This is a genomic window from Pradoshia sp. (genome assembly GCF_051873915.1).
In the GTDB taxonomy this organism is placed as follows: domain Bacteria; phylum Bacillota; class Bacilli; order Bacillales; family Pradoshiaceae; genus Pradoshia.
The window spans coordinates 1-23,635 of record NZ_JBJEFJ010000037.1; the positions used below are offsets into that span (position 1 = coordinate 1).

General features: G+C 42.9%; 25 protein-coding genes and 1 pseudogene. All 26 read left to right on the plus strand.

Annotation, left to right across the window (positions count from 1 at the left end):
* Positions 1 to 1,212: pseudogene (locus ACI35L_RS03905) on the plus strand (IS1182 family transposase); the annotation flags it as partial.
* Positions 1,213 to 1,408: 196 nt separating this feature from the next.
* Complete coding sequence (locus ACI35L_RS03910) at positions 1,409 to 1,765, plus strand: n-acetylglutamate synthase (protein WP_231589493.1); 357 nt, start codon at positions 1,409 to 1,411, stop codon at positions 1,763 to 1,765.
* A 176-nt stretch (positions 1,766 to 1,941) separates the two neighbouring features.
* Positions 1,942 to 2,241, plus strand: a complete 300-nt coding sequence (locus ACI35L_RS03915; protein ID WP_082197066.1) for a flagellar brake protein — start codon at positions 1,942 to 1,944, stop codon at positions 2,239 to 2,241.
* A gap of 41 nt (positions 2,242 to 2,282) precedes the next feature.
* On the plus strand, positions 2,283 to 2,486 hold the full coding sequence (locus ACI35L_RS03920) for a DUF5359 family protein (RefSeq protein WP_049670545.1): 204 nt from the start codon (positions 2,283 to 2,285) through the stop codon (positions 2,484 to 2,486).
* 101 nt (positions 2,487 to 2,587) lie between these two features.
* Positions 2,588 to 3,268, plus strand: coding sequence for a (d)CMP kinase (cmk, locus tag ACI35L_RS03925; RefSeq protein WP_439802298.1), 681 nt, complete (start codon positions 2,588 to 2,590; stop codon positions 3,266 to 3,268).
* The gene (locus tag ACI35L_RS03930) at positions 3,265 to 3,846 is read left to right on the plus strand and encodes a lysophospholipid acyltransferase family protein (RefSeq protein ID WP_049670547.1); all 582 of its coding nucleotides are present in this window, start codon (positions 3,265 to 3,267) and stop codon (positions 3,844 to 3,846) included. Before cmk ends, ACI35L_RS03930 begins: the two co-directional genes overlap by 4 nt.
* Before the next feature lie 146 nt (positions 3,847 to 3,992).
* A complete protein-coding gene (gene rpsA / locus ACI35L_RS03935) occupies positions 3,993 to 5,132 on the plus strand; it encodes a 30S ribosomal protein S1 (RefSeq protein WP_049670548.1) in 1,140 nt (379 codons plus the stop codon).
* A 155-nt stretch (positions 5,133 to 5,287) separates the two neighbouring features.
* Positions 5,288 to 5,908, plus strand: a complete 621-nt coding sequence (locus ACI35L_RS03940; protein WP_156185585.1) for a YphA family membrane protein — start codon at positions 5,288 to 5,290, stop codon at positions 5,906 to 5,908.
* A 289-nt stretch (positions 5,909 to 6,197) separates the two neighbouring features.
* A complete protein-coding gene (gene der, locus ACI35L_RS03945; RefSeq protein ID WP_049670550.1) occupies positions 6,198 to 7,508 on the plus strand; it encodes a ribosome biogenesis GTPase Der in 1,311 nt (436 codons plus the stop codon).
* Between the two features lie 24 nt (positions 7,509 to 7,532).
* A complete protein-coding gene (locus ACI35L_RS03950; protein ID WP_049670551.1) occupies positions 7,533 to 8,567 on the plus strand; it encodes an NAD(P)H-dependent glycerol-3-phosphate dehydrogenase in 1,035 nt (344 codons plus the stop codon).
* Positions 8,568 to 8,831: 264 nt separating this feature from the next.
* Positions 8,832 to 9,032, plus strand: coding sequence for a DUF2768 domain-containing protein (locus tag ACI35L_RS03955; protein WP_049670552.1), 201 nt, complete (start codon positions 8,832 to 8,834; stop codon positions 9,030 to 9,032).
* On the plus strand, positions 9,029 to 9,763 hold the full coding sequence (locus ACI35L_RS03960) for a hypothetical protein (protein ID WP_231589494.1): 735 nt from the start codon (positions 9,029 to 9,031) through the stop codon (positions 9,761 to 9,763). The genes ACI35L_RS03955 and ACI35L_RS03960 overlap by 4 nt, the downstream gene beginning before the upstream one ends.
* Before the next feature lie 241 nt (positions 9,764 to 10,004).
* On the plus strand, positions 10,005 to 11,483 hold the full coding sequence (gene spoIVA / locus ACI35L_RS03965) for a stage IV sporulation protein A (RefSeq protein WP_049670553.1): 1,479 nt from the start codon (positions 10,005 to 10,007) through the stop codon (positions 11,481 to 11,483).
* A gap of 371 nt (positions 11,484 to 11,854) precedes the next feature.
* The gene (locus tag ACI35L_RS03970) at positions 11,855 to 12,127 is read left to right on the plus strand and encodes an HU family DNA-binding protein (RefSeq protein ID WP_049670554.1); all 273 of its coding nucleotides are present in this window, start codon (positions 11,855 to 11,857) and stop codon (positions 12,125 to 12,127) included.
* Positions 12,128 to 12,292: 165 nt separating this feature from the next.
* Positions 12,293 to 12,859 carry a GTP cyclohydrolase I FolE gene (gene folE / locus ACI35L_RS03975; protein WP_049670555.1) on the plus strand — a complete coding sequence of 189 codons (567 nt, stop codon included), beginning with the start codon at positions 12,293 to 12,295 and terminating at the stop codon, positions 12,857 to 12,859.
* 31 nt (positions 12,860 to 12,890) lie between these two features.
* On the plus strand, positions 12,891 to 13,124 hold the full coding sequence (mtrB, locus tag ACI35L_RS03980; protein WP_049670556.1) for a trp RNA-binding attenuation protein MtrB: 234 nt from the start codon (positions 12,891 to 12,893) through the stop codon (positions 13,122 to 13,124).
* Between the two features lie 118 nt (positions 13,125 to 13,242).
* Entirely contained in the window at positions 13,243 to 14,028 is a 786-nt protein-coding gene (locus ACI35L_RS03985; protein WP_049670557.1) for a heptaprenyl diphosphate synthase component 1, read from the plus strand.
* The gene (locus tag ACI35L_RS03990) at positions 14,025 to 14,738 is read left to right on the plus strand and encodes a demethylmenaquinone methyltransferase (RefSeq protein ID WP_049670558.1); all 714 of its coding nucleotides are present in this window, start codon (positions 14,025 to 14,027) and stop codon (positions 14,736 to 14,738) included. The genes ACI35L_RS03985 and ACI35L_RS03990 overlap by 4 nt, the downstream gene beginning before the upstream one ends.
* Before the next feature lie 36 nt (positions 14,739 to 14,774).
* Positions 14,775 to 15,737, plus strand: a complete 963-nt coding sequence (gene hepT / locus ACI35L_RS03995) for a heptaprenyl diphosphate synthase component II (RefSeq protein ID WP_439802308.1) — start codon at positions 14,775 to 14,777, stop codon at positions 15,735 to 15,737.
* An 89-nt stretch (positions 15,738 to 15,826) separates the two neighbouring features.
* On the plus strand, positions 15,827 to 16,273 hold the full coding sequence (ndk, locus tag ACI35L_RS04000) for a nucleoside-diphosphate kinase (protein WP_049670560.1): 447 nt from the start codon (positions 15,827 to 15,829) through the stop codon (positions 16,271 to 16,273).
* A 665-nt stretch (positions 16,274 to 16,938) separates the two neighbouring features.
* Entirely contained in the window at positions 16,939 to 18,111 is a 1,173-nt protein-coding gene (aroC, locus tag ACI35L_RS04005; RefSeq protein WP_049670561.1) for a chorismate synthase, read from the plus strand.
* Positions 18,111 to 19,211 (plus strand): 3-dehydroquinate synthase, encoded by a 1,101-nt coding sequence (gene aroB, locus ACI35L_RS04010; protein ID WP_439802299.1) that lies wholly within the window; start codon positions 18,111 to 18,113, stop codon positions 19,209 to 19,211. Before aroC ends, aroB begins: the two co-directional genes overlap by 1 nt.
* 16 nt (positions 19,212 to 19,227) lie before the next feature.
* Positions 19,228 to 19,593: a chorismate mutase gene (gene aroH / locus ACI35L_RS04015; RefSeq protein WP_049670563.1), complete on the plus strand. Its 366-nt coding sequence runs from the start codon at positions 19,228 to 19,230 to the stop codon at positions 19,591 to 19,593.
* A 21-nt stretch (positions 19,594 to 19,614) separates the two neighbouring features.
* Positions 19,615 to 20,721 (plus strand): histidinol-phosphate transaminase, encoded by a 1,107-nt coding sequence (hisC, locus tag ACI35L_RS04020; protein WP_049670564.1) that lies wholly within the window; start codon positions 19,615 to 19,617, stop codon positions 20,719 to 20,721.
* Positions 20,722 to 20,743: 22 nt separating this feature from the next.
* Entirely contained in the window at positions 20,744 to 21,847 is a 1,104-nt protein-coding gene (locus ACI35L_RS04025) for a prephenate dehydrogenase (protein ID WP_049670565.1), read from the plus strand.
* A gap of 18 nt (positions 21,848 to 21,865) precedes the next feature.
* On the plus strand, positions 21,866 to 23,161 hold the full coding sequence (aroA, locus tag ACI35L_RS04030; RefSeq protein ID WP_439802300.1) for a 3-phosphoshikimate 1-carboxyvinyltransferase: 1,296 nt from the start codon (positions 21,866 to 21,868) through the stop codon (positions 23,159 to 23,161).
* The last annotated feature ends 474 nt before the right edge of the window (positions 23,162 to 23,635 follow it).

The window sequence follows — 23,635 nt, forward strand, 5'->3', positions numbered from 1 at the left end:
TGAGCGAGGTCGCCCTAGCATTGATCCTATTGTCCTCATCAAAATGACCTTCATCTAGTACATGTTTGGCATCCGGTCCATGCGCAAAACCATCGAAGAGATTGAGACCAACCTGGCCTATCGCTGGTTTCTTGGATTTGGTTTTCATGATAAGGTGCCCCATTTCTCAACCTTCGGTAAAAATTATGAACGCCGATTCAAAGATACGGATCTTTTTGAACAGATTTTCTTTCAGATTCTGAATCAAGCTGCGGATAAAAAACTAATCCGTCCTGAACATGTATTTATTGATTCTACTCATGTGAAAGCGAGCGCCAACAAACGTAAGTTTGAGAAGAAGGTTGTGCGCAAGGAAACAAAAGCCTATCAAGAACGATTGAATCTGGAAATCAACCGTGACCGTGACGAACATGGAAAAAAACCAATTCCTCCCGATAAATTCAAAAAGGAAGAGAGGAAAGAAATCAAGGAGAGTACGACCGATCCTGATAGTGGGTACTATGTCAAAGATGAGCGAACCAAGCAGTTTGCTTATTCGTTACACGCAGCCTCCGACCGCAACGGATTGTCTTGGGAACGATTGTGCCCCCCGGAAACGTTCATGACAGCACGATGTTTGAACCCTTGATGGAGAAGGTCATGGAGAATACCGGAAAACCAAGCGCTGTGGCCGCTGATGCTGGATATAAGACTCCCGCCATTGCTCAATACCTGTTGGAAAACTAAATTCGCCCAGCTTTACCCTATACACGTCCCAAATCAAAAGAAGGTCTCATGAAAAAGACCGAATTTGTCTATGATGTACATTACGACTGCTATCTTTGTCCGGGAGGACAAGAACTACCATATCGTACGACTACGAAAGAAGGCTATCGGCAATATCTTTCCAATCCCCTTCATTGTAAGGAATGTCCGCTTCTATCTGTCTGCACCCAAAGTAAAAACCATCAGAAGCTGATTCAGCGCCATGTTTGGGAGGAACACTTAGAGGAAGCCGACCATCTCCGTCATACGGAAAAGAACAAAATCATCTACGCAAGACGCAAAGAATCAATTGAACGGGTCTTTGCCGATGCAAAGGAAAAGCATGGAATGCGGTGGACAACCCTTAGGGGAATTGAAAAATTGTCCATGCAGGCGATGCTTACTTTTGCTGCAATGAACCTAAAGAAGATGGCCAATTGGCTATGGAAAACGCCAAAAATGGCCTAATAAAGAGAGCAGGAGAAGTCTGTCTTACGGAGGAAATATCAAAAAATCAAAAAATGGACTGAGAATAAAAGAATTCTCCGTCCATTTTGTCGACAGTCTGGCCGGATGAATCATCATCCGGTTTTTTCTTTTGCGCTAGTAAGACTAATCAGCTTAATATATTTACAAACAGAAACAAACAAGGAGAGGGATGGGTTTGATTAATTATCACAATAAAAGATTTGTCTCTATTGAAAATACATCTAATGGAGAAGTATCGATTAAGACTTTTTTTGACTATAGGCAGGAAGGTCAGATTGTTACAGCGACTTACAGCGGCGGACAAATTATACAAGGGATGTTGATTGGATTAGTGAAGGTGGATGGCAGCTTGGAATTTCGATACAATCATGTAAATAGGAATAATGAACTAAGAGGCGGCTTTTGCAGGTCAACACCGGAAATCTTGCCTGATGGACGAATCAGATTGCATGAAAACTGGACATGGATGGATATTGAACGGACAGCTGGAAGCTCTATCGTCGAGGAAGTTATTCATGAATTAGATTATTGATGGACGTGAAAAAAAGAGTTTGTAACAATCTTTTCCTTTTCTAGGTTATTTGGCATTATAATAAATAAGCCCTATTTCTTCGTTTTATTTAACAAATTGGGGGAAGGGAATCTGTTTATGCTGACAATTGGTATGGCTTTTATCCTAGAAGATGAGAACGGTGTCCAGACAGTAAAATATATAAATGTAAGATTGCTGACTACACAAATGAGGAAGTATTTATTGATTATCCAATCAATCTAGATACAAATAAGCTGAGTTATCTGCAGACAGGAACAGAGCTTTTCGTCACTTTTTTGGCTAAGGATCAGCATACATACCGGTTTCAAACAAAGGTCATTCGTAAGCACCGGGAAAACATCCCCATGCTTGTTCTCTATTATCCTGGGGATTCTCGTTTAACTAAAATTCAGCGCGGAGAATTTGTGCGTTTTGAACGGCAGCTGGAGGAAAGAAATAAGGTTGCTGCTGATTAATCTTCCTTTCCATGGTTACACTTATCTTAAAGGGGTGCGGCATGGAAACGGTAGAGCGTATCATCAAGAAAATGATATTCATTCAATTGGTATTTTTACTTTTTTTTCAATTGTTTTTTCATCGAGATGACACATTTCATAAATGGAAAGCCCTAGTCCAATATGAGGGTGTATTGAAGGAAAATTACTCCTCTATTGTGGAGGCATTATCAGGCGGCGGACGAGAGGAAGAGAAGGCAAAGTGAATGTGCTTTGTCTTCTTTTATATGGAGTTCGTTCTTTATAATTCGTAAAGCTGTGTTAAAATAAGCATGTAATAGATTTGTTTGACAACAAGGAGGAACAAATGGAAAAGAAACTGTCAATTGCTATCGATGGACCTGCGGCGGCGGGAAAAAGCACCGTAGCAAAAATTATCGCTAAAAAATTAACCTACATATATATTGATACGGGAGCAATGTACAGGGCACTAACCTATAAGGCGCTCAAACAAAACGTTAATCCAAATGATGAGGCTTCTCTTTATTCCCTGCTGATGGATACGGATATCACGTTAAAAAACAATGAAACTGGACAAGACGTATTGGTAGACGGTGAAGTGGTCTCCAATGCAGTTAGAACCCCAGAGGTGACAAAGAACGTATCTGCAGTGGCACAGCATAAGCTGGTACGGGAAGAAATGGTGAGACGTCAACAGCTTCTCTCAGAACAAGGAGGAGTGGTCATGGATGGGCGCGATATTGGTACACATGTCATGCCCAATGCCGAGGTGAAGATCTTTATGCTGGCAAGTGTTGATGAGCGGGCAAAACGCCGGCATGACGAGAATCTTCTAAAAGGATTTGACTCCAATTTGGAGGAGCTGAAACAGGAGATTGCTTCACGGGATAAGTTTGATTCCGAGCGGGAGGTATCTCCATTGAAAAAAGCGGATGATGCGATCGAGCTTGATACAACAAGCCTTACGATTGAAGAAGTAGTGGATGCAATTATCCGTATTGCTAATGAGAAAGGAGTACGTGGATGACGTTTTATGGTTTTGCCAGAGGCGTTGTAAAAACGGTGCTCACTCCGCTCTATCGAGTTCGGGTTTATGGGAAAGAGCATTTCCCAAAAACGGGCGGAGTGTTGTTATGCAGCAATCACATTAGTGAGCTTGATCCTCCTGTAGTAGGAATGACAGCCCCTAGACCCGTTCATTTTATCGCCAAGGAGGAGCTCTTTGAGGTTCCGGTATTAAAAACTATCCTTCCTCACATTAATGCGATTCCAATTAAGCGGGGAATGAGCGACAGGAATGCGTTAAGAAAGGGGCTGGCTGTACTGAAGGAAGGAAATGTCCTTGGTTTGTTCCCGGAAGGAACGCGAAGTAAAACAGGTGAACTGGGGGAAGGCTTGGCTGGTGCAGGATTCTTTGCCCTGCGTACAGATGCCAAGGTAGTTCCTTGTGCAGTCATCGGATCCTATAAACCATTCAGCGTGACAAAGGTCATTTATGGAACACCAATTGATATGGAAGAACTCCGTAGTAAAAAAGCCTCTCCTGAAGAGGTGACTAAAGTCATAATGGCAGAAATAAAGGAATTAATTGTTAAAAATCGATAAGGTTACTGCTTGACAAAATCCCGTATTTGTAAGAAGTTAGAAAAAAGGAATAATTTAGAATTGTTTAGTTCCTTAAAAAATGTGGTATTAAATATAAATTGAGAAATGAAATTGAAATGAAGCTGTGATTGTTAGGAGGAGTACATATGACAGAGGATATGAATAATATTGAAGTAGCAGATTTCAGTGTGGGACAGCATGTTTCAGGCACTGTTACGAAAGTAGAAGAAAAGCAGGTAGTCGTGGAAGTCGAGAACAGCAAGCATGATGGAATTGTACCAATCAGCGAGCTTTCCAGTCTCCATGTAGAAAAAGCATCAGATGTCGTGAAAGAAGGCGACAAGCTTGAGTTCGAAATTATCAAAATCGAGGATGAGGCCTTAATCCTGTCTAAGCGTAAGGTTGACGCAGAAAATGCATGGGAAGAGCTTGCAAACGATTTTGAAGAAGGAACAATCATTGAGACAGAAGTAAAGGATGTCGTAAAAGGCGGCCTTGTTGTTGACCTTGGTGTTCGCGGATTCGTTCCGGCTTCTCTTGTTGAAGATTATTTCGTAGAGGATTTCTCAGACTATAAAGGCAAGACACTTTCCTTTAAGATTGTTGAGTTAGACAAAGAAAAGAATCGATTGATCCTATCCCATCGCGATGTCGTTCGTGACGAGAAAGAAAAGAAAAAGATGGATATCCTTGGAACTCTTCAAGCTGGAGAAGTTCTTGAAGGAAAAGTACAACGTATCACTGATTTCGGTGCATTCGTTGATATTGGCGGAATTGATGGCCTTGTTCACGTATCCCAGCTTTCCCATGAGCATGTTGACAAACCATCTGATGTTGTATCAGAGGGCGATACGGTGAAAGTTAAGATTCTTTCCATTGATCGTGACAGTGAGCGTGTTTCCTTATCCATTAAAGAAACATTGCCTGGACCATGGTCTGATATTACCTCTAAAGCACATAAAGGCAGCATTCTAGAAGGAACGGTGAAGCGCTTAGTCTCTTATGGAGCATTTGTAGAAGTATTCCCAGGTGTTGAGGGGCTTGTCCATATCTCACAAATCTCTCATAAGCATATTGGCACTCCGCATGAGGTGCTCGCTGAGGGAGATGTCATCAAAGTGAAAGTGCTTGATGTGAATGAAGATGAACATCGTTTATCTTTAAGCATTAAAGAACTTGAGGAAGAAGCTCCTGCAGAAGCAGACAGCTATGAAATGCCTGAAGAAACTAAAGGCTTCCAATTAGGTGAAATGATTGGGGAACAATTAAAGAACCTTAAGAAATAAAGAACAATCTATAAGACAGTCCATCCTTCGGGAAGGGCTGTCTTTTTTAAGCCTTCCATTATGAAAAACTGAAATGTCAGTATCTTATGCGTAACTTTATGCCATAGAGTGATTAAAAGGGCAAAGAGATTGGCATAATGCTAATGGAGGTAGTTATGCAAGAAGGTACAATCTTTTTTCTTATCAGTTGGTTAGCTATTTGGTATATTCTCTTTATGGAGAATGGACCTGCATGGAAGCGGAGCAGGCATTTGATTACTGTGCTCATTATCCTCGTATGTGCGGGTATATATATGAATATCGTCCAGATTCAAGTAAACTTTATCCTTGTTCCTGTTTTATTGTGGTCTTTTTGTCAGTGGCGGAATGTCCCGAGTCGAAAATTGTTCTTAATGGCCTTTACCATCTTCGTAGTTACGGCTTCCTTTGCTTGTTTAAGGATTCTTACCATGCTGTATCCTATATGGCTGATTGTTGACTGGAAAATAATGTGCTCGCTTCTCGTTGTTTTGACAGGGGCTCTTTTTCAGAAGGATTGGAATCAACGATTAAGTGCGGCCATTATCGGCTCATTATGCGGTCAAGTGGTTTTTGCAGCTCTGCTCATGCAGAACGGAATGCCAATCAATGGGCTTTTCTCGCTTGAAGCGATGGATTTTTTGAGTTTAATGTTCGTGTTCAATGGCCTTTTATATAGATTGGAGCAATGGTTTGTTAAACGGTCGACGAGGAAATCGTTAATGACGGTACAGCCGCGTGATAGCGAAATGAGGTAGTAGAAAGAGGGTATTGGGAAACTATTTTTGTAGAAATATCCCGATTGTCGTGTGAGAACAGTTGTACCTTTTTGAAACGTTTGCTATCATATTATAGTTAGACCCTTCTTCAATGAATAAGAAGGGTTCTTTTTTCATAAAACATGAACTTGCTAATAATGCTTTATTTATGGCCCTCTTATAACCGGCAGCGGAACGCAGAAGGGAGTATCAGGCGTTTGATACAAATTGAGATGGAGCTTATGGAATAAACAGTAGTGTAGCTAGATAGTTGAAAGGATGAACGACCATGCCAAAACCAACAGTAGCCATAGTAGGCAGGCCGAACGTAGGGAAATCAACCATCTTCAACCGAATCGTTGGAGAGAGGATTTCTATTGTAGAAGATGTCGCCGGAGTGACAAGAGATCGTATTTATAGTTCCGGTGATTGGCTGAACCATGATTTTAATATTATTGACACAGGTGGAATCGATATCGGTGATGAGCCATTTTTAGAGCAAATTCGCCAGCAAGCGGAAATTGCGATTGACGAAGCCGATGTTATTATCTTGATGACAAGTGGAAGAGAAGGACTGACATCTGCTGATGAAGAGGTAGCCAAGATTCTCTATCGTTCCAAAAAACCAGTTGTCGTAGCCGTCAATAAGGTGGATAACTTTGAGATGCGTGACCAAATTTATGATTTCTACGCACTTGGATTCGGTGATCCGATTCCTATCTCAGGATCCCATGGGATGGGGCTAGGGGACTTGCTTGATGAAGTCGTGAAGAATTTCCCTACCCGTGATGAATCAGATTATGATGATGATGTCATCAAATTCAGCTTGATTGGCCGCCCGAATGTAGGGAAGTCCTCTTTAGTGAATGCCATTCTTGGCGAGGAAAGGGTCATTGTCAGCAATATCGCGGGCACGACACGTGATGCGGTTGACTCCCCTTATAAATATAATGGTGATGAATACGTCATCATTGATACAGCTGGGATGAGGAAAAAAGGAAAGGTATATGAAAGTACAGAGAAATACAGTGTGCTTCGTGCCTTGAGAGCGATAGAACGCTCCGATGTTGTTCTTGTCGTGCTTGACGGGGAAGAGGGCATCATTGAACAAGATAAGAAAATCGCAGGCTATGCCCATCAAGCGGGACGAGCGGTTGTCATTGTCGTCAATAAATGGGATGCTGTAGAGAAAGACGATAAAACGATGAAACGCTTTGAGGAGAAAATCAGGGCAGAATTCCAGTTTCTTGATTATGCTCCAATCGTCTTCTTATCAGCCAAAACAAAACGCCGTATTCATACATTATTACCTATGATCAATATGGCAAGTGAAAACCATGCGAGACGTGTGCCGACAAACGTGCTGAATGATGTCATCATGGATGCCGTTGCTATGAACCCGACACCGACCCATAATGGAAAAAGGCTGAAAATTTTCTATGTAACTCAAGCTGCCGTCAAACCGCCGACATTCATTGTCTTTGTCAATGACCCGGAATTGATGCACTTCTCCTATGAACGATTCTTGGAGAATAAAATTAGAGAAGCATTCGGGTTTGAAGGTACGCCGATTAAGATATTCTCTCGTTTACGAAAATAACTGGTTTTGAGGAGTGGAGTAACTATGAAAGAAACGGTAACAATTTTAGGGGCGGGTTCTTGGGGAACGGCTCTCGGAATGGTACTAGCGGATAATGGCCATACAGTACGTTTATGGGGCCATGAAGAAGACCATGTGGAGGAGATCAATCGCGAGCAGGCAAATACCCGCTATTTGCCTGGTGTAGAGCTTCCGAAGGGAATCAGAGCCTATTATGACCTGGAGGAAGCACTTGAAGGCGTTGAAATCATCGTCTTTGCGGTACCAACGAAAGCATTCCGGGAAGTTGCTCGTAAAATCAAGTCCATTGTGAAGCATAAGATTACTGTTGTTCATGTCAGCAAAGGAATTGAGCCGGACAGCCTTATGAGAATCTCTGAAATGCTTGAAGAAGAGATTGCTGATATTACAAATGACATTATCGTTCTTTCTGGTCCAAGCCATGCAGAAGAAGTGAGCAGAAGAATTCCGACAACCGTAACAGTTGCCTCCAAAAACATGAAAGCAGCTCAGCGAATCCAAGATTTATTCATGAATCAGAACTTCCGTGTCTACACGAATCAGGATTTAGTTGGTGTAGAGATTGGTGGAGCCTTGAAAAATATCATTGCGCTTGCTGCAGGTATTACAGATGGTCTCGGCTATGGGGATAACGCGAAGGCTGCCTTAATGACAAGAGGCTTGGCGGAAATTACGCGTTTAGGGGTTAAAATGGGTGCAGATCCATTAACGTTCCTCGGTTTAACAGGTATTGGCGATTTAATCGTAACATGTACGAGCGTCCATTCCCGTAACTGGCGTGCAGGAAACCTTCTTGGCAAAGGCAAAAACCTCGATGAAGTGCTTGAAAGCATGGGGATGGTCGTTGAAGGGGTACGCACGACAAAAGCGGCCCACCAATTATCAGAGAAGTACCATGTAAAGATGCCAATCACGAATGCCCTTTATGATGTCTTGTTTAACGGAAAAGATATTAAACAGGAAGTAGAGGATTTGATGGGCAGAAGCAAGAAGCATGAAATGGAAGAATTGATTCACCTCGTAAACGAAGAGAGATAATCAAAGTTTTTTCATGCAGCATAGGCATTTGCTTGATACTTGAAGCACAATAAGGTCATAGTATGATGTTAAAGACTAACCAAGGCACATAGCCAATTAAAGTCGATATATTTAGTCCAAAGCGGAAGAGAGATGGAAGTCCATTTCCCTTCCGTTTTTGTTTTGTATGCTCTGTTATGTAAGGATTTTTATGGGGGAATAGTAAATAATATTTGTATTTGAAAAAATATGGTATAATACTCTCGGAAAAGGGGGTATGACAATTTGAGTTTATCGATGCAAAAAATGTGGTTTTCCATTGCTGGAATGGTATTTATGGCGATTGCTGCCTTGGCCATATATGTAAGTCGGTATAAACTGAATGGATTTTTCAAATATTTGGTCGGGACGATTGCCTATTTCTGCTTATTCCTGGCAGGAATTATCATGTTCATCACCATTATTAGCGGGCCGACAGACGGATGAAGATGAATCATAAAGTCAAAAAAAGTATCTGTGCCTTGCTTGCTGGCTGTATGGCCTTGATACTCAGCGGTTGCTTATATCCGGAAGGGCAAATGCAGCAAAACCAGATTCCCTATGAGGAAAGTGTTAAGAATGTGGAAGCTGCGGTTGATCAATTCAGGAAAGAAAATGGGAACCTGCTGCCGATTGTGACAAAGGAAGAGGATACGGATTATTACATAAAATACATCATTGATTTCAAGAAAATCGTCCCGAGATACTTAGCAGAGATTCCAAGCAATGCCTATGAAGAGGGCGGCGTCTACCAGTATACCCTTATTGATGAGGAGGAGAACCCAACTGTTAAGCTCATCGATTTAAGGATTGCGGAAACGATTCGTTCAGTGAGGCTGCAAATTGATGCCCAAGGCTATCCAGCATTAGCCGAGGAAGTTGGCCCGAATGTCTATAAGCTTGATTATGAAAAGATGGGCTTTCGTGAAGATCCAACCGTTAAGAGTCCTTTCTCTGGCAAGGACCTTCATCTTGTTATGAGCGGTGAAGGAGAGCTTTACGTAGATTATACTCCGGATTTGTATGATCTATTGGCTGAGGGAGAGAAGTCTCCGAAAGAAAATACTGATATTAGGCCCTATTTAATGGAAGAGGCATTATTTGTTCCTGCATATTCGCTTCCATATGCATGGGATTCAAAGGAGAATAAGCCTGTCTTTCTGTCAAATCAGGAATAACCTTTCTTTTACGAAATATATTGTAAAAGAAAGGTTTTTTTATTTGTGATAAAAAAAGCCTGTAACTAATAACAAGATACGCACCTTACCGGCTGTCAGCCAGTTTACATAAATAGAGAGGAGAGAAAAAACTTGTCATAACCACATCCATGAGAGTCATAAACATATAATGTCCAAGTTTACCAGTTATAAAAAAGCATCGATAGGTGGGTTCATATATTTTGGATCGGGAGGGGATCTCTTGGAAAAGATCGATATATTTAAGGATATAGCCGAGAGAACCGGCGGCGACATATATCTAGGGGTTGTAGGAGCCGTACGGACAGGTAAATCAACGTTTATAAAGAAATTCATGGAACTTGTTGTCTTGCCGGGCATGCATAGTGAAGCGGAGAAATCAAGGGCTATTGATGAGCTGCCTCAAAGTGCGGCAGGACGGACAATCATGACAACAGAGCCAAAATTTGTTCCAAATCAGGCAGCGCAAATTCAAGTGGATGAAGGGCTCGAGGTTAATATCCGCATGGTTGACTGTGTAGGATACACAGTTCCTGGAGCAAAGGGCTATGAGGATGAAAACGGACCGAGAATGATTCACACGCCATGGTATGATGAACCGATTCCTTTCCATGAGGCAGCGGAGATTGGCACGAGGAAGGTCATTCAGGACCATTCAACCCTAGGAGTAGTCGTTACGACCGACGGTTCCATCGGCGAAATTCCACGTTCGGATTATATCGAAGCAGAGGAGAGAGTGGTTGAGGAACTGAAGGAGGTCGGAAAGCCCTTTATCATGATTGTCAACACTGTTAGCCCGTATCATCCGGATACAGAGGTCCTGCGCTCGAAGCTGCAAGAGAAGTATGACATTCCTGTCCTTGCAATGAGTATTGAAAGCATGCGAGAAGGGGATGTCATCAATGTCTTGAGGGAGGCATTGTTCGAGTTCCCTGTGCTGGAAGTGAACGTGAATCTTCCTCGCTGGGTTATGGTCTTGAATGAAGATCACTGGCTGCGTGGAAGCTATCAGGATGCTATTAGGGAAACTGTCCAGGATATAAAGCGGCTGAGAGATGTGGACCGTTTAGTAGCATTGTTCGAGGAATATGAATTTGTCGGGCATGCGAGTCTTGCTGGCATTGAGATGGGTCAGGGGGTGGCAGAGCTGGATCTCAGCGCACCGGATGAGCTTTATGACCAGGTGCTGAAGGAGATTGTCGGCGTGGAGATTCGCGGAAAGGATCATTTGCTTGAATTGATGCAGGATTTTGCCTATGCGAAGGCTGAGTATGACCAAGTGGCTGATGCTCTTAAGATGGTGAAGCAGACCGGTTATGGGGTCGCTGCTCCGTCACTGGCGGATATGAGTCTGGATGAACCGGAAATCATCCGTCAAGGTTCACGGTTTGGAGTCAGGCTGAAAGCAGTGGCACCTAGCATCCATATGATCAAGGTAGATGTCGAATCAGAGTTTGCCCCAATCATTGGCACTGAAAAGCAGAGTGAGGAGCTCGTCCGTTATTTGATGCAGGATTTCGAGGATAATCCGCTCAGCATTTGGAATTCGGATATCTTTGGAAGGAACCTATCCTCCATTGTGAGGGAAGGGATACAGGCTAAGCTGAGCCTAATGCCGGAAAATGCCAGATACAAATTAAAGGAAACGTTGGAAAGAATTATTAATGAGGGATCAGGTGGCTTGATTGCGATTATTCTATAAGGAATCAGGGGTTGAATCGGTGCTTTAAGACCGTTTAATCCCTCTTTTTTTGTTCTAGGAACAAAGTCCAATATTTCAAAATAACTCAAATGGAGTCATAACGCAATAAAATGAGAAAAATAAACTACAATATTCGAATAAATGCCCGTAATTTCGCTAATTTACTTGATATGGGGTAGGGATTATGATAATCTTTTATCAGAAATCAACTTCTAAGCGAAAAGCCTTACATATCAATGTTTATAATACCTTTTTATGGTCGAAAATAATATAAAGTGAAAAACAAGTTGATGAATATCAGATATTTCATTACAATTACAAAAAGTAATTGAAATAGAATAGAAAACCTGCTTTGGGAGGAGGTGAATGGCATGAACAAGACAGAATTGATCAATGCAGTTGCAGAAGCTAGCGAACTTTCCAAAAAAGACGCTACTAAAGCTGTTGACGCAGTTTTCGAATCCATTTTAGAAGCACTCAAAAATGGTGATAAAGTACAACTAATCGGTTTCGGTAACTTCGAAGTTCGTGAGCGTGCAGCCCGTAAAGGACGCAACCCACAAACTGGTGAGGAAATCGAAATCAGTGCAAGCAAAGTACCTGCTTTCAAACCAGGTAAAGCGCTAAAAGACGCTGTTAAGTAATCTGTACATATGTGTTACTTGAATAAGCGCTATTCGCTTAAGAGCCGTTGCCGTTAGGGCAACGGCTCTTTTTCTATGTGCAGAATATATTAATTTGGCTGGCACCTAAAATGTGCTACTATGGTTATAGTTGAATTTTAGGCATGCTCTAGGAGGAAGACATTCATGTATGAAGTTAATAAAGGAAAAATAGAAGAAGCTGTAACCATGATTCTCGAAGCATTAGGAGAAGATCCGACACGGGAAGGTCTTTTGGATACACCAAAACGTGTCGCAAGAATGTATGAGGAAGTCTTTGCAGGTCTCGGCCAAGATCCAAAGGAATACTTTGAAACGGTCTTTGGAGAAGACCATGAGGAATTAGTGCTTGTAAAGGATATCCCATTCTATTCCATGTGTGAACACCATCTTGTCCCGTTCTTTGGGGTTGCACATGTTGCTTATATACCGAAGGGTGGACGCGTCACAGGCTTAAGTAAATTAGCGAGAGCTGTCGAAGCTGTTTCTAGACGTCCGCAATTGCAGGAAAGAATTACATCTACTGTAGCGGATGCCATCATGGATAAACTTGAACCGCATGGCGTTATGGTCGTGGTTGAGGCAGAACATATGTGTATGACTATGAGAGGTGTTAAGAAGCCGGGCTCTAAGACAGTGACATCTGCTGTCCGCGGAACGCTTGCAACAGATGCGCGCACTCGCCAGGAAGTGTTGAGCTTTATCAACAAATGATCTGTGCTGCACACGAAGGAGGAGTGATTTGATGAGAGAGGGAAATCCCGCGCAGAATGATTATGTGATTGTTAAGGCAGAGGAAGACGGAGTAAATGTCATCGGCCTTACGAGAGGGGAAGATACTCGCTTCCACCATTCAGAGAAATTAGATAAAGGGGAGGTCCTTTTTGTCCAATTCACTGAGCATACCTCAGCTATCAAGATCAGGGGAAAAGCGATAATGTATACCCCATATGGTCAAGTGGAGAGCGGTAAGGAATAACGTCTCATTGACTAACTATCCTTTTTCAGCATGAATCGACAATGTTGAAAAAGGATAGTAAAATAAAAGATGTCTAGTCAATTCTGAAATAGTCATGAAACGAATGGAAGTTTAGGTGATGAGGGTGGAATCAGCAAAGAAACAGGTATTACAATATGAGCGTGAAATTAGGAATCATATATTTGATTCATTTGTGTGGCGGTATATAGAGGAGCCTATCATAGATGAAGATAAGATAGCGGCGATGCTTTTAATCTTATCCCATGCTGATGCAACAGAAGAACAACTTTCTAATTACATAGTATCAATCATGCTCATGCAAATTGCCCTCGATACACATGAGAACGTAACAAATGGATTGAATTCAGAAGATTCCGGCGAGCTGCGAACAAGACAATTGACCATCCTGGCTGGGGATTACTATAGTGGTTTATATTATCATATTTTAGCCCAGACAGAGGACATTCGTTTTATCAGGGAATTTTCACGTGGTATTCAACTGATTAATGAATCGAAGGTAGAGCTTTATCAATGCAAGGATACCTCAGCCGAATTTCTTTTTGCCCATCTTGAAGCCATCGAGACAGCGCTGGCTGAGAAGGTGAGTTCCTATTTCGGCAGTACATGTAACCTGCTGCTCTTAAAGGATTTTCTGCTGATGAAACGGTTGAATAGAGAATTTGCCAGGCATGAATTTGTTGAATACGGAGCAGGCAATAAGCCTCGATATTATGCTGCTATGCTGCTGCCGCCTTTTTTGAATAGAGTGGAAGACCTTCAAAATCGGGTGGAGCAGGAGCTAGAGGCGGAGATTTGCACGGATATGGCTCAGCGGGTTAAAAGAGCTTTGGATGAATCCAGGGGACATATCACCAACATGATGGGGAAAGGGTTATTTGGATGAAACAACAATCGAAAGAAGAACGAGTTCATCATGTGTTTGAAAAGATTTCAGATCAGTACGATACGATGAATTCTGTAATCAGTTTTCAGCTTCACAAGAAATGGCGTGCTGACACAATGAAAAAAATGGCTGTCAAACCCGGCGATAAAGCTTTAGACGTATGCTGTGGAACAGCTGATTGGTCAATTGCGCTTGCAGAAGCGGTTGGGGCACAAGGCAAGGTGTGCGGACTTGATTTCAGTGAGAATATGCTGAAAGTCGGGAAAGAAAAGGTACAGAAATATGGGTTGAAGAATGTTGAACTCATTCACGGCAACGCAATGGAGCTTCCATTTGAGGATAACAGCTTCGATTATGTGACGATTGGCTTCGGTCTCCGTAATGTGCCGGATTATTTGACGGTGCTGAAGGAAATGAACCGGGTGCTGAAGCCAGGCGGGATGGCCGTGTGCCTAGATACGTCTCAACCGACTATGCCGGTCTACCGACAGCTTTATTACTTCTATTTCAAGCATATCATGCCGCTTATGGGAAAGGTGCTGGCCAAGAGCTACGAAGAATACTCGTGGCTTCAGGAATCTGCAACCGACTTTCCAGGTGCGCCGGAGTTAAAGAAATTATTTGAGAAAGCCGGATTCGTCAAGGTGAAATATAAGCCGTATTCAGGCGGTGCAGCTGCTTCTCATTTTGGTTATAAAAAATCTCAATGAGGGATTGCCCTACCTTGTTAAACGGGATGTGGAATGATGAAATTACCAGTATTATACAAACTTTTTAAACAAGATATTCAGTTGATAGAAAAGGAACTGAAATCATCCATACAAGCGAGATCGAAGCTTCTGCAGGATGCTTCGGTCCACACGCTTAAAGCCGGAGGAAAACGCATCCGCCCTATTTTTGTCCTGTTGACGGCAAAATTTGGCGATTATGATATTGAGCGAATTAAATATCCTGCAGTAGCCCTCGAGCTGATTCATTCCGCCTCTCTCGTGCATGATGATGTCATTGACCAGGCAGAGCTTAGAAGAGGATCACCTACAGTCAGCCACAAATGGGATAATAAAATTGCAACCTATACTGGGGATTATATCTTTGCCCGTGCGCAGGAGCTGATGACACGGATAGAGGAACCTCTGGCGCATAAGGTACTGGCCAAGACGATTCTGGAAGTGAGCATTGGAGAAATTGAGCAAATCAAGGATAAGTATAATTATGATCAGAATCTTCGTGACTATTTAACTCGTATTAAACGAAAGACTGCGCTTTTGATTGCGGCGAGCTGTCAGTTGGGTGCTATCAGCGCAGGTGTCAATGAAACCATACATAAGAAATTATTCCTTTATGGGTACTACGTAGGAATGTCCTTCCAGATTATTGATGATGTCCTTGATTTCACTGCTACGGAGAAAGTACTTGGAAAGCCGGCAGGAAGTGATCTTTGGCAAGGGAATATCACCCTGCCAGTGCTGTATGCCCTAAGAGAGCCTGAGCTTGGTCAGGAAATCAGGACGATTCATGAGAATATGAGCCATGATGAGCTGAAGCCAATCCTGGAGAAGATTAAGGGCTCTGGAGCTATTGAAAAATCAATTGAAGTCAGCAACCGATATTTAGATAAAGCCTTTGCTATCTTGAAGGAACTGCCGGATACGAAGAATACTCGTTATTTATATGATATCGCCGAATTTATTGGAAAACGGAATTATTAAGCGTTTTCATATTGTTTGCTAAATGATGGTGAAAATGGTATATTTTTTCTGGACAAACTAAAAAGATACATATAAACAGAGGTGTAATGATGGAAAAAACATTTTTAATGGTTAAACCAGATGGTGTTCAACGCAATTTAATCGGGGAAATTGTAAGCCGTTTCGAGAAAAAAGGTTTCCAGCTTATCGGCGCTAAATTAATGATCATTCCAGCTGAAATGGCTGAGAAGCATTATGCTGAACATAAAGAGCGTCCATTCTTTGGCGAGTTAGTTGATTTCATCACATCAGGTCCTGTATTTGCGATGGCTTGGCAAGGGGAAAATGTCATTGCTACAGCACGTCAAATGATGGGCTCCACTAATCCAAAGGATGCAGCTCCTGGAACGATTCGCGGCGATTACGGCGTAACTGTCGGCAAAAATATTATTCATGGCTCTGATTCACCAGAAAGCGCCGAAAGAGAACTAGGCATTTTCTTTAAAGAAGAAGAACTATCTGAATACAGCAAGCTTGTAAATGAGTGGATTTATTAATCTGATTCAATAAAACAGCTGTACGAAAGGGTTGAGAATGGGTATATTCTCAACCCTTTATTTTTTGACATTTTCTCCGTTGACATAGCTCTCCGATATCCCATTTTCTTCAGGTTCATCGAAGCGAATTGTGCTTTGGCCTGCATAGACTGTTTTTTTAATCCCCCTAACTGTTGTCCACCGCCTTTCATGCTTTACTATTAAGGTAGTAAAGACCTGTTTAATCCTATGTTTAATCCTTTTTATAGGTAAACCCATCTTATAAGTACAGGTTCCTATTTTAGCAGAAGGGGTGAGACTCTCGGCTACGATAAGGAAGCAGGCTGAGACAACTTTGCCGAAGGCGAGTGGCGAAAGTAACTACCATGCAGTTCGCTAAGTCCGTTGGCTTTTCTGCTGAAAATAGCTTTCACATTCATATGGAGTGCAAGAGCGAAAAAATGCAGACCTATTCTTAACTTGATTTCTTTTCAGTCTAATAGCTGCATGAAAAGTGAGGCTTTGTTTTCATAGAATCATTTAATTGTCAGAAAAATACATCTATTTATTGGTGGAGTTTCTAATTTATTCTGATGTACAATAGTTAAACAAGAAAATTTAGCAAAAGAAGCTTTCTTATGATATATTTGTACATAATTGCTTTAAAGTGATGAAGGAGGAGCCAAATGAGATACTTAACAGCCGGGGAATCCCACGGTCCCCAATTAACGACCATCATAGAGGGGTTGCCAAGCGGAATGCCTTTATCCGAGGAGGATATAAATAAACACTTAGCCAGACGCCAAAAAGGATATGGCAGAGGAAGAAGGATGCAAATAGAGAAAGATACCGCTGAGATCACCTCAGGTGTAAGGCATGGAAGAACATTAGGATCTCCTGTAGCTTTAAACGTCAAGAATCGAGATTGGACTCATTGGACACATGTAATGGGAATAGAGCCGATTGATGAGAAGGATGAAGAAGAAATTAAAAGGAAGATTACTAGACCGAGACCTGGCCATGCTGATTTAAATGGCGGAATTAAGTACGGGCATAGAGATTTACGTAATGTGCTTGAGCGCTCTTCGGCGCGAGAGACGACGGTCAGGGTCGCAGCTGGTGCTGTTGCTACGAAGCTCTTGCAATTGCTTGGAATCGAGCTCGTATCCCATGTGGTGGAGATTGGCGGGGTCAAAGCAAAGCAAGCAGATAGCACAGACATCCAGACACTAAGGAAGACAGCTGAAGAATCCCCTGTACGCTGTCTAGATGCGGAAGCCGGCGAGAAAATGATGGCTGCGATTGATGAGGCGAAGAAAAACGGAGATTCACTTGGCGGAGTGGTAGAAGTGATTGCGACCGGCATGCCAAGCGGTGTAGGAAGCTATGTGCATTATGACCGTAAGCTTGATGCTAAAATCGCTGGCGCTGTCCTTAGCATTAATGCCTTTAAGGGTGTTGAATTTGGTATAGGCTTTGAAGCGGCACGAGTTCCGGGCAGTAAGGTCCATGACGAGATTCTTTGGGATGAAGAGACAGGCTATACACGAAAAACGAACCGGCTTGGAGGATTTGAAGGCGGCATGACGACTGGGATGCCGATCGTTGTACGTGGAGTGATGAAGCCTATTCCTACACTTTATAAACCGCTTAACAGCGTAGATATCGAGACTAAAGAACCATTTGCAGCATCTATTGAACGCTCTGATGCCTGCGCTGTTCCAGCAGCAGCAGTTGTGTGCGAGCATGCAGTGGCATGGGAGCTTGCAAGTGCGATTGTCGATCAATTCTATGCAGACCGCCTTGATACATTGATTGATACTATTGAAGAACAGCGTCGGTATGCGAGGGAATTCTAATGAGAAGCTTTGAGATTAAGACGGCTTCAAAATCTTATCCAATCTATGTGGGCAATCAAGCCATCAAGAAACTTCCGGAATTTCTTCAGGAACGGTTTCCTGGGAAGAAGAAGCTATTTTTGATTACGGATTCACATGTTTCTGCCCTGCATGCGGAACCATTGACCGATTTATTGAATGAATCTGGTTATGATACGCTAGTTCATATTGTCCCTTCAGGAGAGGAAGCTAAATCGATTGCCTGCTATGAGGAGTGTCTGTCAGCAGGCTTCCGGCACAATATTGGCCGAGACGGGATTATCCTTGCCTTTGGCGGCGGAGTTGTCGGTGATTTAGCCGGTTTTACTGCAGCTACTTATATGAGGGGGATTTCCTTCATTCAGCTGCCGACAACTCTTCTTGCTCATGATAGTGCTGTTGGCGGAAAGGTAGGGATTAACCATCCTCTAGGGAAGAACTTAATCGGGGCCTTTTATCAGCCAGAAGCTGTCATCTATGATACGGAGCTGCTCCGAACAATGCCAGAACGGGAGTGGAGAAGCGGCTTTGCGGAATTAATTAAGCATGCCTTTCTCTCTTCTGAGACCTTTTATCAAAAGCTTCAGAAAGAGATTCAAACAATGGAGGACCTTAAGAAGCATGTGCAGCTTGGTGAGCTGATTGAAACAGGGATAAAGGTGAAAGCCTCCATCGTCGCTTTAGATGAGAGAGAGTCAGGTAAGCGAGCTTTCTTGAACTTAGGTCATACCCTTGCCCATGCATTGGAAGGTGCGGCAGGCTATGGGGAGCTGACTCATGGAGAGGCTGTTGCAATCGGCTTATTCTATGATTTATATTTAAGCAGGAAATATACCGGATTTGATGCGGGATTGGACAGTCTTCATCAATGGCTGATTGATCTCGGCTACTTAAGGATATCGAACGAAGTGCTGAATATGAATCTTCTTATCCCCTATATGAAGCTAGATAAAAAGAATCAAGGAAGCAAGATTGCCACCATCCTATTGAAGGACTTTGGCGACCCGGTCATAGCAACATTTGAAGAGAGTGAGATTCGTTCGGATTTCGATGAATTCATTGAAGACTATTTTACAGTTTAAGTTAGGAGAGAAGAGAATGCTAAGAGGCATAAGAGGGGCCATCACGGTATCAGCTAACCGCAAGGAGGAAATCGAACGCCAAACGGAAAGGTTGATGCGCGAGATTATTGAACAAAATGAATTGGACAGCGAGAGTATTGCCTCGGTCTTTATCTCGGTGACTGATGACCTTAATGCTGGATTTCCGGCGGCCTCAATCAGACGTATTGATGGTTTCATGTATGTTCCTGTCATGTGTATGTGTGAGATTCCAGTACCGGAATCGCTGCCGCTTGCCATCAGGATTATGGTTCATGTAAATACGGACAAGAGTCAAAGGGAGATTAAGCATATTTATTTGGAGGAGGCTATTAAGCTGAGACCAGATTTGCTGGAGAAATGAGAATAAAGGGGGAGCTTGTTGATGAAATGGAAGGAACATTTATACACACTGAAGCCATACCAGCCTGGAAAACCGATTGATGATGTGAAGCGTGAATACGGCCTGACTGAGATTATTAAATTAGCCTCTAATGAAAATCCATATGGTTATTCACCTAAGGTTAAGAAAGTCTTGAAGGAGTCCGATTGGCAGCTTGCGCTTTACCCTGACGGAGGGGCCGTCAATCTTCGTGAGGCTGTTTCTTCCTTTTGGGGAGTGGAGGGCAATCAAGTAATCTTTGGAAACGGTTCTGACAATTTGATCCAAATGATTACGAAAGCTTTGCTCGCACCTGGCGTAAACACTGTCATGGCCACAGGTACGTTCAGTCAATACAGTCATAATGCCATCTTAGAGCGGGCGGAGATTCGGGAAGTTCCTCATGTTAACGGGCGCCATGACTTGCCGGGGATGCTCCAGCAAATTGACTCTAACACAGCCGTTGTCTGGCTGTGCTCACCGAATAATCCGACTGGGGAATATATTCGAGAAGATGAATTGATGCCTTTCCTGGACCAAGTACCAGATGATGTACTCGTCGTATTTGATGCGGCTTACTATGAATATGTGGATGCAGAGGATTATCCTAACCTGATTCCTTTAATTGCACGCTATAAAAATGTCATTATCCTTCATACCTTTTCGAAAATCTATGGAATTGCCTCATTAAGGGTTGGTTATGGAATCGCTGATGAAACCATCATTCGCATGCTTGAACCGACAAGAGAACCGTTTAATGTCAATGCTGTAGCCCAAAGAGCGGCGATTGAGGCTATATCAGACCAAGCATTCATCGCTGAATGTAAACAAAGAAACCGTGATGGGCTCCAAGCATTCTATCAATTTTGTGAGAAGCATCAATTAGCCTATTATCCTTCCCAAGGGAACTTTATTTTAATGGAGGTTGGATATAAGGGAAATGAAGTCTTTCAATATTTGCTCGAGCGCGGCGTAATTGTCCGTTCAGGTGAGGCGTTGGGATTCCCGACATCAATCAGGGTAACGGTTGGTTCGGAGGTAGAGAATGCTCTTGTGTTAAAGGAGCTTGAAGGCTTTCTCCAAACGAAAAGGAGCGAATTAGCTAAATAGAAGAAGTAAGTGAGGTGCCTCCATGCGCGGCAATGTATTGATTATAGGTTTAGGACTGATTGGAGGCTCTATTGCACTAGCAATCAAGAAAGAGCATCCTGATGCATTCATCCAGGGATATGATACAGATGAGCAGCAGGCTATGCTCGCAAAAGCACTCAAAATAATCGATGAACCCGTTAAGGATTACAAGGCTGCGGCTGCAGCCAGTGATTTGATTATGATTTGTACGCCTGTAAATGCGGCTGTACAGGTGATTGAAGCATTGGCAAACGTACCGCTTAAGGAAAGAGTCATCCTTACAGATGCGGGAAGTACAAAGAAAAAGGTTATGGAGGCAGCCGAGCGCCATCTTGGCAGTCGGCATGTCTTCATTGGAGGCCATCCAATGGCTGGTTCCCATAAGAGCGGTGTAACCGCTGCTAAAGAGCGGCTGTTCGAAAATGCCTTCTATATGTTAACGCCGTCAAAATGTGCGGGCGTGAAGGAAATTGGGCAATTGAAGATGTGGCTTCGAGGAACGAAGGCAAAATTTCTTGAAGTCAGTGCAGAAGAGCATGATTATTTGACAGGTGTTATCAGCCATCTTCCGCACATCATGGCAGCTTCTATGGTTAATTTTGCTGAGGATGCTGAAAAAGAGCATGAGGTGATTGCTCGACTCGCTGCAGGAGGATTCAGGGATACAACAAGAATTGCTTCCTCAAGCCCGGAAATGTGGAAAGACATCCTCCTTCATAATGGTGAGATTTTGGTACCGCTCCTTGATTCATGGATTCGGGAGATGGGGGAAATCAAGGAATGGATGGTTAACAAGGATGGACAGAAAATCTATGACTTCTTCCATGGGGCTAAGCGGTTTAGGGATGCAATGCCAGTGCATGAGAAGGGGGCTATTCCTTCTTCTTATGATCTTTATGTGGATGTGCCGGACTATCCAGGTGTCATTTCAGAAATTACCGGATATCTAGCCGAATCAAGCATCAGCATCACGAATATTCGAATCCTTGAGACTCGCGAAGAGATTTACGGAGTGCTGGCGATCTCTTTCCAGAGCAATGAGGATAGAGTGCTTGCAGTAGAATGTCTGCAGCAAAAGACTACATATGATACTTATTTTGACTAAAGCGTCAGGAGGATTTTCATGGTAAGAAGTTTGGAATTTACACATCGTCCGTCACTGACAGGAAGATTAGAGGTACCGGGCGATAAATCCATCTCCCACAGAGCAGTTATGTTCGGTTCGATTGCAGAGGGAACCACCACTATCAGCCGCTTCTTAGAAGGCGAGGATTGCTTGAGTACGATAGACTGTTTCAGGAAGCTCGGAGTGGTCATCGAACAAAATGGGTCTAATGTGACGGTGCACGGTAAAGGGTATGCGGGATTAAGTGCCCCGAAAGAAGTCCTTGATGTAGGGAATTCAGGTACATCCATCCGACTTTTACTCGGATTATTATCTGCTCTTCCTTTCAGCCTAACGTTCACAGGGGATGAATCCATTGCCAAGAGACCGATGAAACGAGTGGTCAGCCCGCTTCGGCAAATGGGAGCTCAAATTAGCGGACGCGATGACGGCAATTTGGTCCCGCTGACAGTGGAAGGCACTGCCCTTAAGGGGATTGAATATGAATTGCCTGTAGCAAGCGCACAAGTGAAATCGGCCATTCTGCTGGCTGGGCTTCAGGCAGAAGGAGAAACAACGGTCATTGAAAAGGAACGGACAAGAGACCATACAGAGAAAATGATTCAATCCTTCGGCGGAGAAGTATCTGTAGATGGAATGAGAATTACGGTAAAGGGCGGCCAATCGTTAAAAGGGGGACATATCACTGTTCCCGGCGATATTTCATCTGCTGCTTTCTGGCTTGTTGCAGGAGCTATTGTACCGAACAGTGAAATCATACTTGAGAATGTCGGCCTGAATCCAACACGTACAGGCATCATTGATGTATTACAGGAAATGGGTGCTGATATGGACGTGATACCGGATGAAGGGACAGGAGCGGGTGAAGAAGTCGGGTCAATTATCATCCGTCATTCCAAACTGCGAGGGATGACAATTGGCGGGGATATCATTCCAAGGTTAATCGATGAAATTCCTATTATTGCCCTGATGGCCACACAGGCTAAAGGACAGACAATCATCAAGGATGCTGAGGAATTAAAGGTGAAGGAAACCAATCGGATTGATGCAATTGCGACTCAGCTTGGACGTCTTGGAGCGAGAATTACCCCTACAGATGACGGACTAATTATTGAAGGTCAACAATCTCTCCACGGCGGTACAGTTGACAGTTTGACAGACCATCGAATTGGCATGACGCTGAGTATTGCCTCTTTATTGACAGATGGACCGGTTGAACTAGTTAATGATGAGGCAATCGCTGTTTCCTATCCGGGCTTCTTTGAGGACTTGGTCCGTTTAATGGCTAAATGATTTGGAAAAAGCATTCAGAATCGATGAATTCTGAATGCTTTTTTTGATGAGAAAAAGAGGAAGCCAGCATTTGTTGTCAGTGATTGCTTCGACAGCATGAAAAAAGAGTTTGTTTTCCCTTCTATTGTGCTAAATCTCTTTCATTATACATAGCATGTCTATAAGACATTCCCGATAAGCATAAGCCAATGCCCTTTACTATCGAGTGAATATTTGATAGGGTGATGAATATTGCAGGTTTATTCGACAGCCTCTTAAAGTGATTCGCTCTATTCTCCGCCTTAAAAATTGGCTATACTGTTTATACAGGAACCCTTCTATGTATATCATCCGCAAAAAACTTCGTATATGGCTATCCGATTTTGGAACTGCTACAGGAAAATACCAAGTCTATATAGAATATTCTCATATGCAAGTTTCCTTGCCGTGGTTATGGACAAGGAGATAGGTTTTCGCAAGCAAGCTGCTAGATGG

Excerpts from the sequence above, each read along its gene's own strand:
- ACI35L_RS03920 (WP_049670545.1), top strand. The coding sequence starts at position 2,283 with ATGGAAACGGTAGAGCGTATCATCAAGAAAATGATATTCATTCAATTG.
- cmk (WP_439802298.1), top strand. The coding sequence starts at position 2,588 with ATGGAAAAGAAACTGTCAATTGCTATCGATGGACCTGCGGCGGCGGGA.
- ACI35L_RS03930 (WP_049670547.1), top strand. The coding sequence starts at position 3,265 with ATGACGTTTTATGGTTTTGCCAGAGGCGTTGTAAAAACGGTGCTCACT.
- rpsA (WP_049670548.1), top strand. The coding sequence starts at position 3,993 with ATGACAGAGGATATGAATAATATTGAAGTAGCAGATTTCAGTGTGGGA.
- ACI35L_RS03940 (WP_156185585.1), top strand. The coding sequence starts at position 5,288 with ATGCAAGAAGGTACAATCTTTTTTCTTATCAGTTGGTTAGCTATTTGG.
- der (WP_049670550.1), top strand. The coding sequence starts at position 6,198 with ATGCCAAAACCAACAGTAGCCATAGTAGGCAGGCCGAACGTAGGGAAA.
- ACI35L_RS03950 (WP_049670551.1), top strand. The coding sequence starts at position 7,533 with ATGAAAGAAACGGTAACAATTTTAGGGGCGGGTTCTTGGGGAACGGCT.
- ACI35L_RS03960 (WP_231589494.1), top strand. The coding sequence starts at position 9,029 with ATGAAGATGAATCATAAAGTCAAAAAAAGTATCTGTGCCTTGCTTGCT.
- ACI35L_RS03970 (WP_049670554.1), top strand. The coding sequence starts at position 11,855 with ATGAACAAGACAGAATTGATCAATGCAGTTGCAGAAGCTAGCGAACTT.
- folE (WP_049670555.1), top strand. The coding sequence starts at position 12,293 with ATGTATGAAGTTAATAAAGGAAAAATAGAAGAAGCTGTAACCATGATT.
- mtrB (WP_049670556.1), top strand. The coding sequence starts at position 12,891 with ATGAGAGAGGGAAATCCCGCGCAGAATGATTATGTGATTGTTAAGGCA.
- ACI35L_RS03985 (WP_049670557.1), top strand. The coding sequence starts at position 13,243 with ATGAGGGTGGAATCAGCAAAGAAACAGGTATTACAATATGAGCGTGAA.
- ACI35L_RS03990 (WP_049670558.1), top strand. The coding sequence starts at position 14,025 with ATGAAACAACAATCGAAAGAAGAACGAGTTCATCATGTGTTTGAAAAG.
- hepT (WP_439802308.1), top strand. The coding sequence starts at position 14,775 with ATGAAATTACCAGTATTATACAAACTTTTTAAACAAGATATTCAGTTG.
- ndk (WP_049670560.1), top strand. The coding sequence starts at position 15,827 with ATGGAAAAAACATTTTTAATGGTTAAACCAGATGGTGTTCAACGCAAT.
- aroC (WP_049670561.1), top strand. The coding sequence starts at position 16,939 with ATGAGATACTTAACAGCCGGGGAATCCCACGGTCCCCAATTAACGACC.
- aroB (WP_439802299.1), top strand. The coding sequence starts at position 18,111 with ATGAGAAGCTTTGAGATTAAGACGGCTTCAAAATCTTATCCAATCTAT.
- aroH (WP_049670563.1), top strand. The coding sequence starts at position 19,228 with ATGCTAAGAGGCATAAGAGGGGCCATCACGGTATCAGCTAACCGCAAG.
- hisC (WP_049670564.1), top strand. The coding sequence starts at position 19,615 with ATGAAATGGAAGGAACATTTATACACACTGAAGCCATACCAGCCTGGA.
- ACI35L_RS04025 (WP_049670565.1), top strand. The coding sequence starts at position 20,744 with ATGCGCGGCAATGTATTGATTATAGGTTTAGGACTGATTGGAGGCTCT.
- aroA (WP_439802300.1), top strand. The coding sequence starts at position 21,866 with ATGGTAAGAAGTTTGGAATTTACACATCGTCCGTCACTGACAGGAAGA.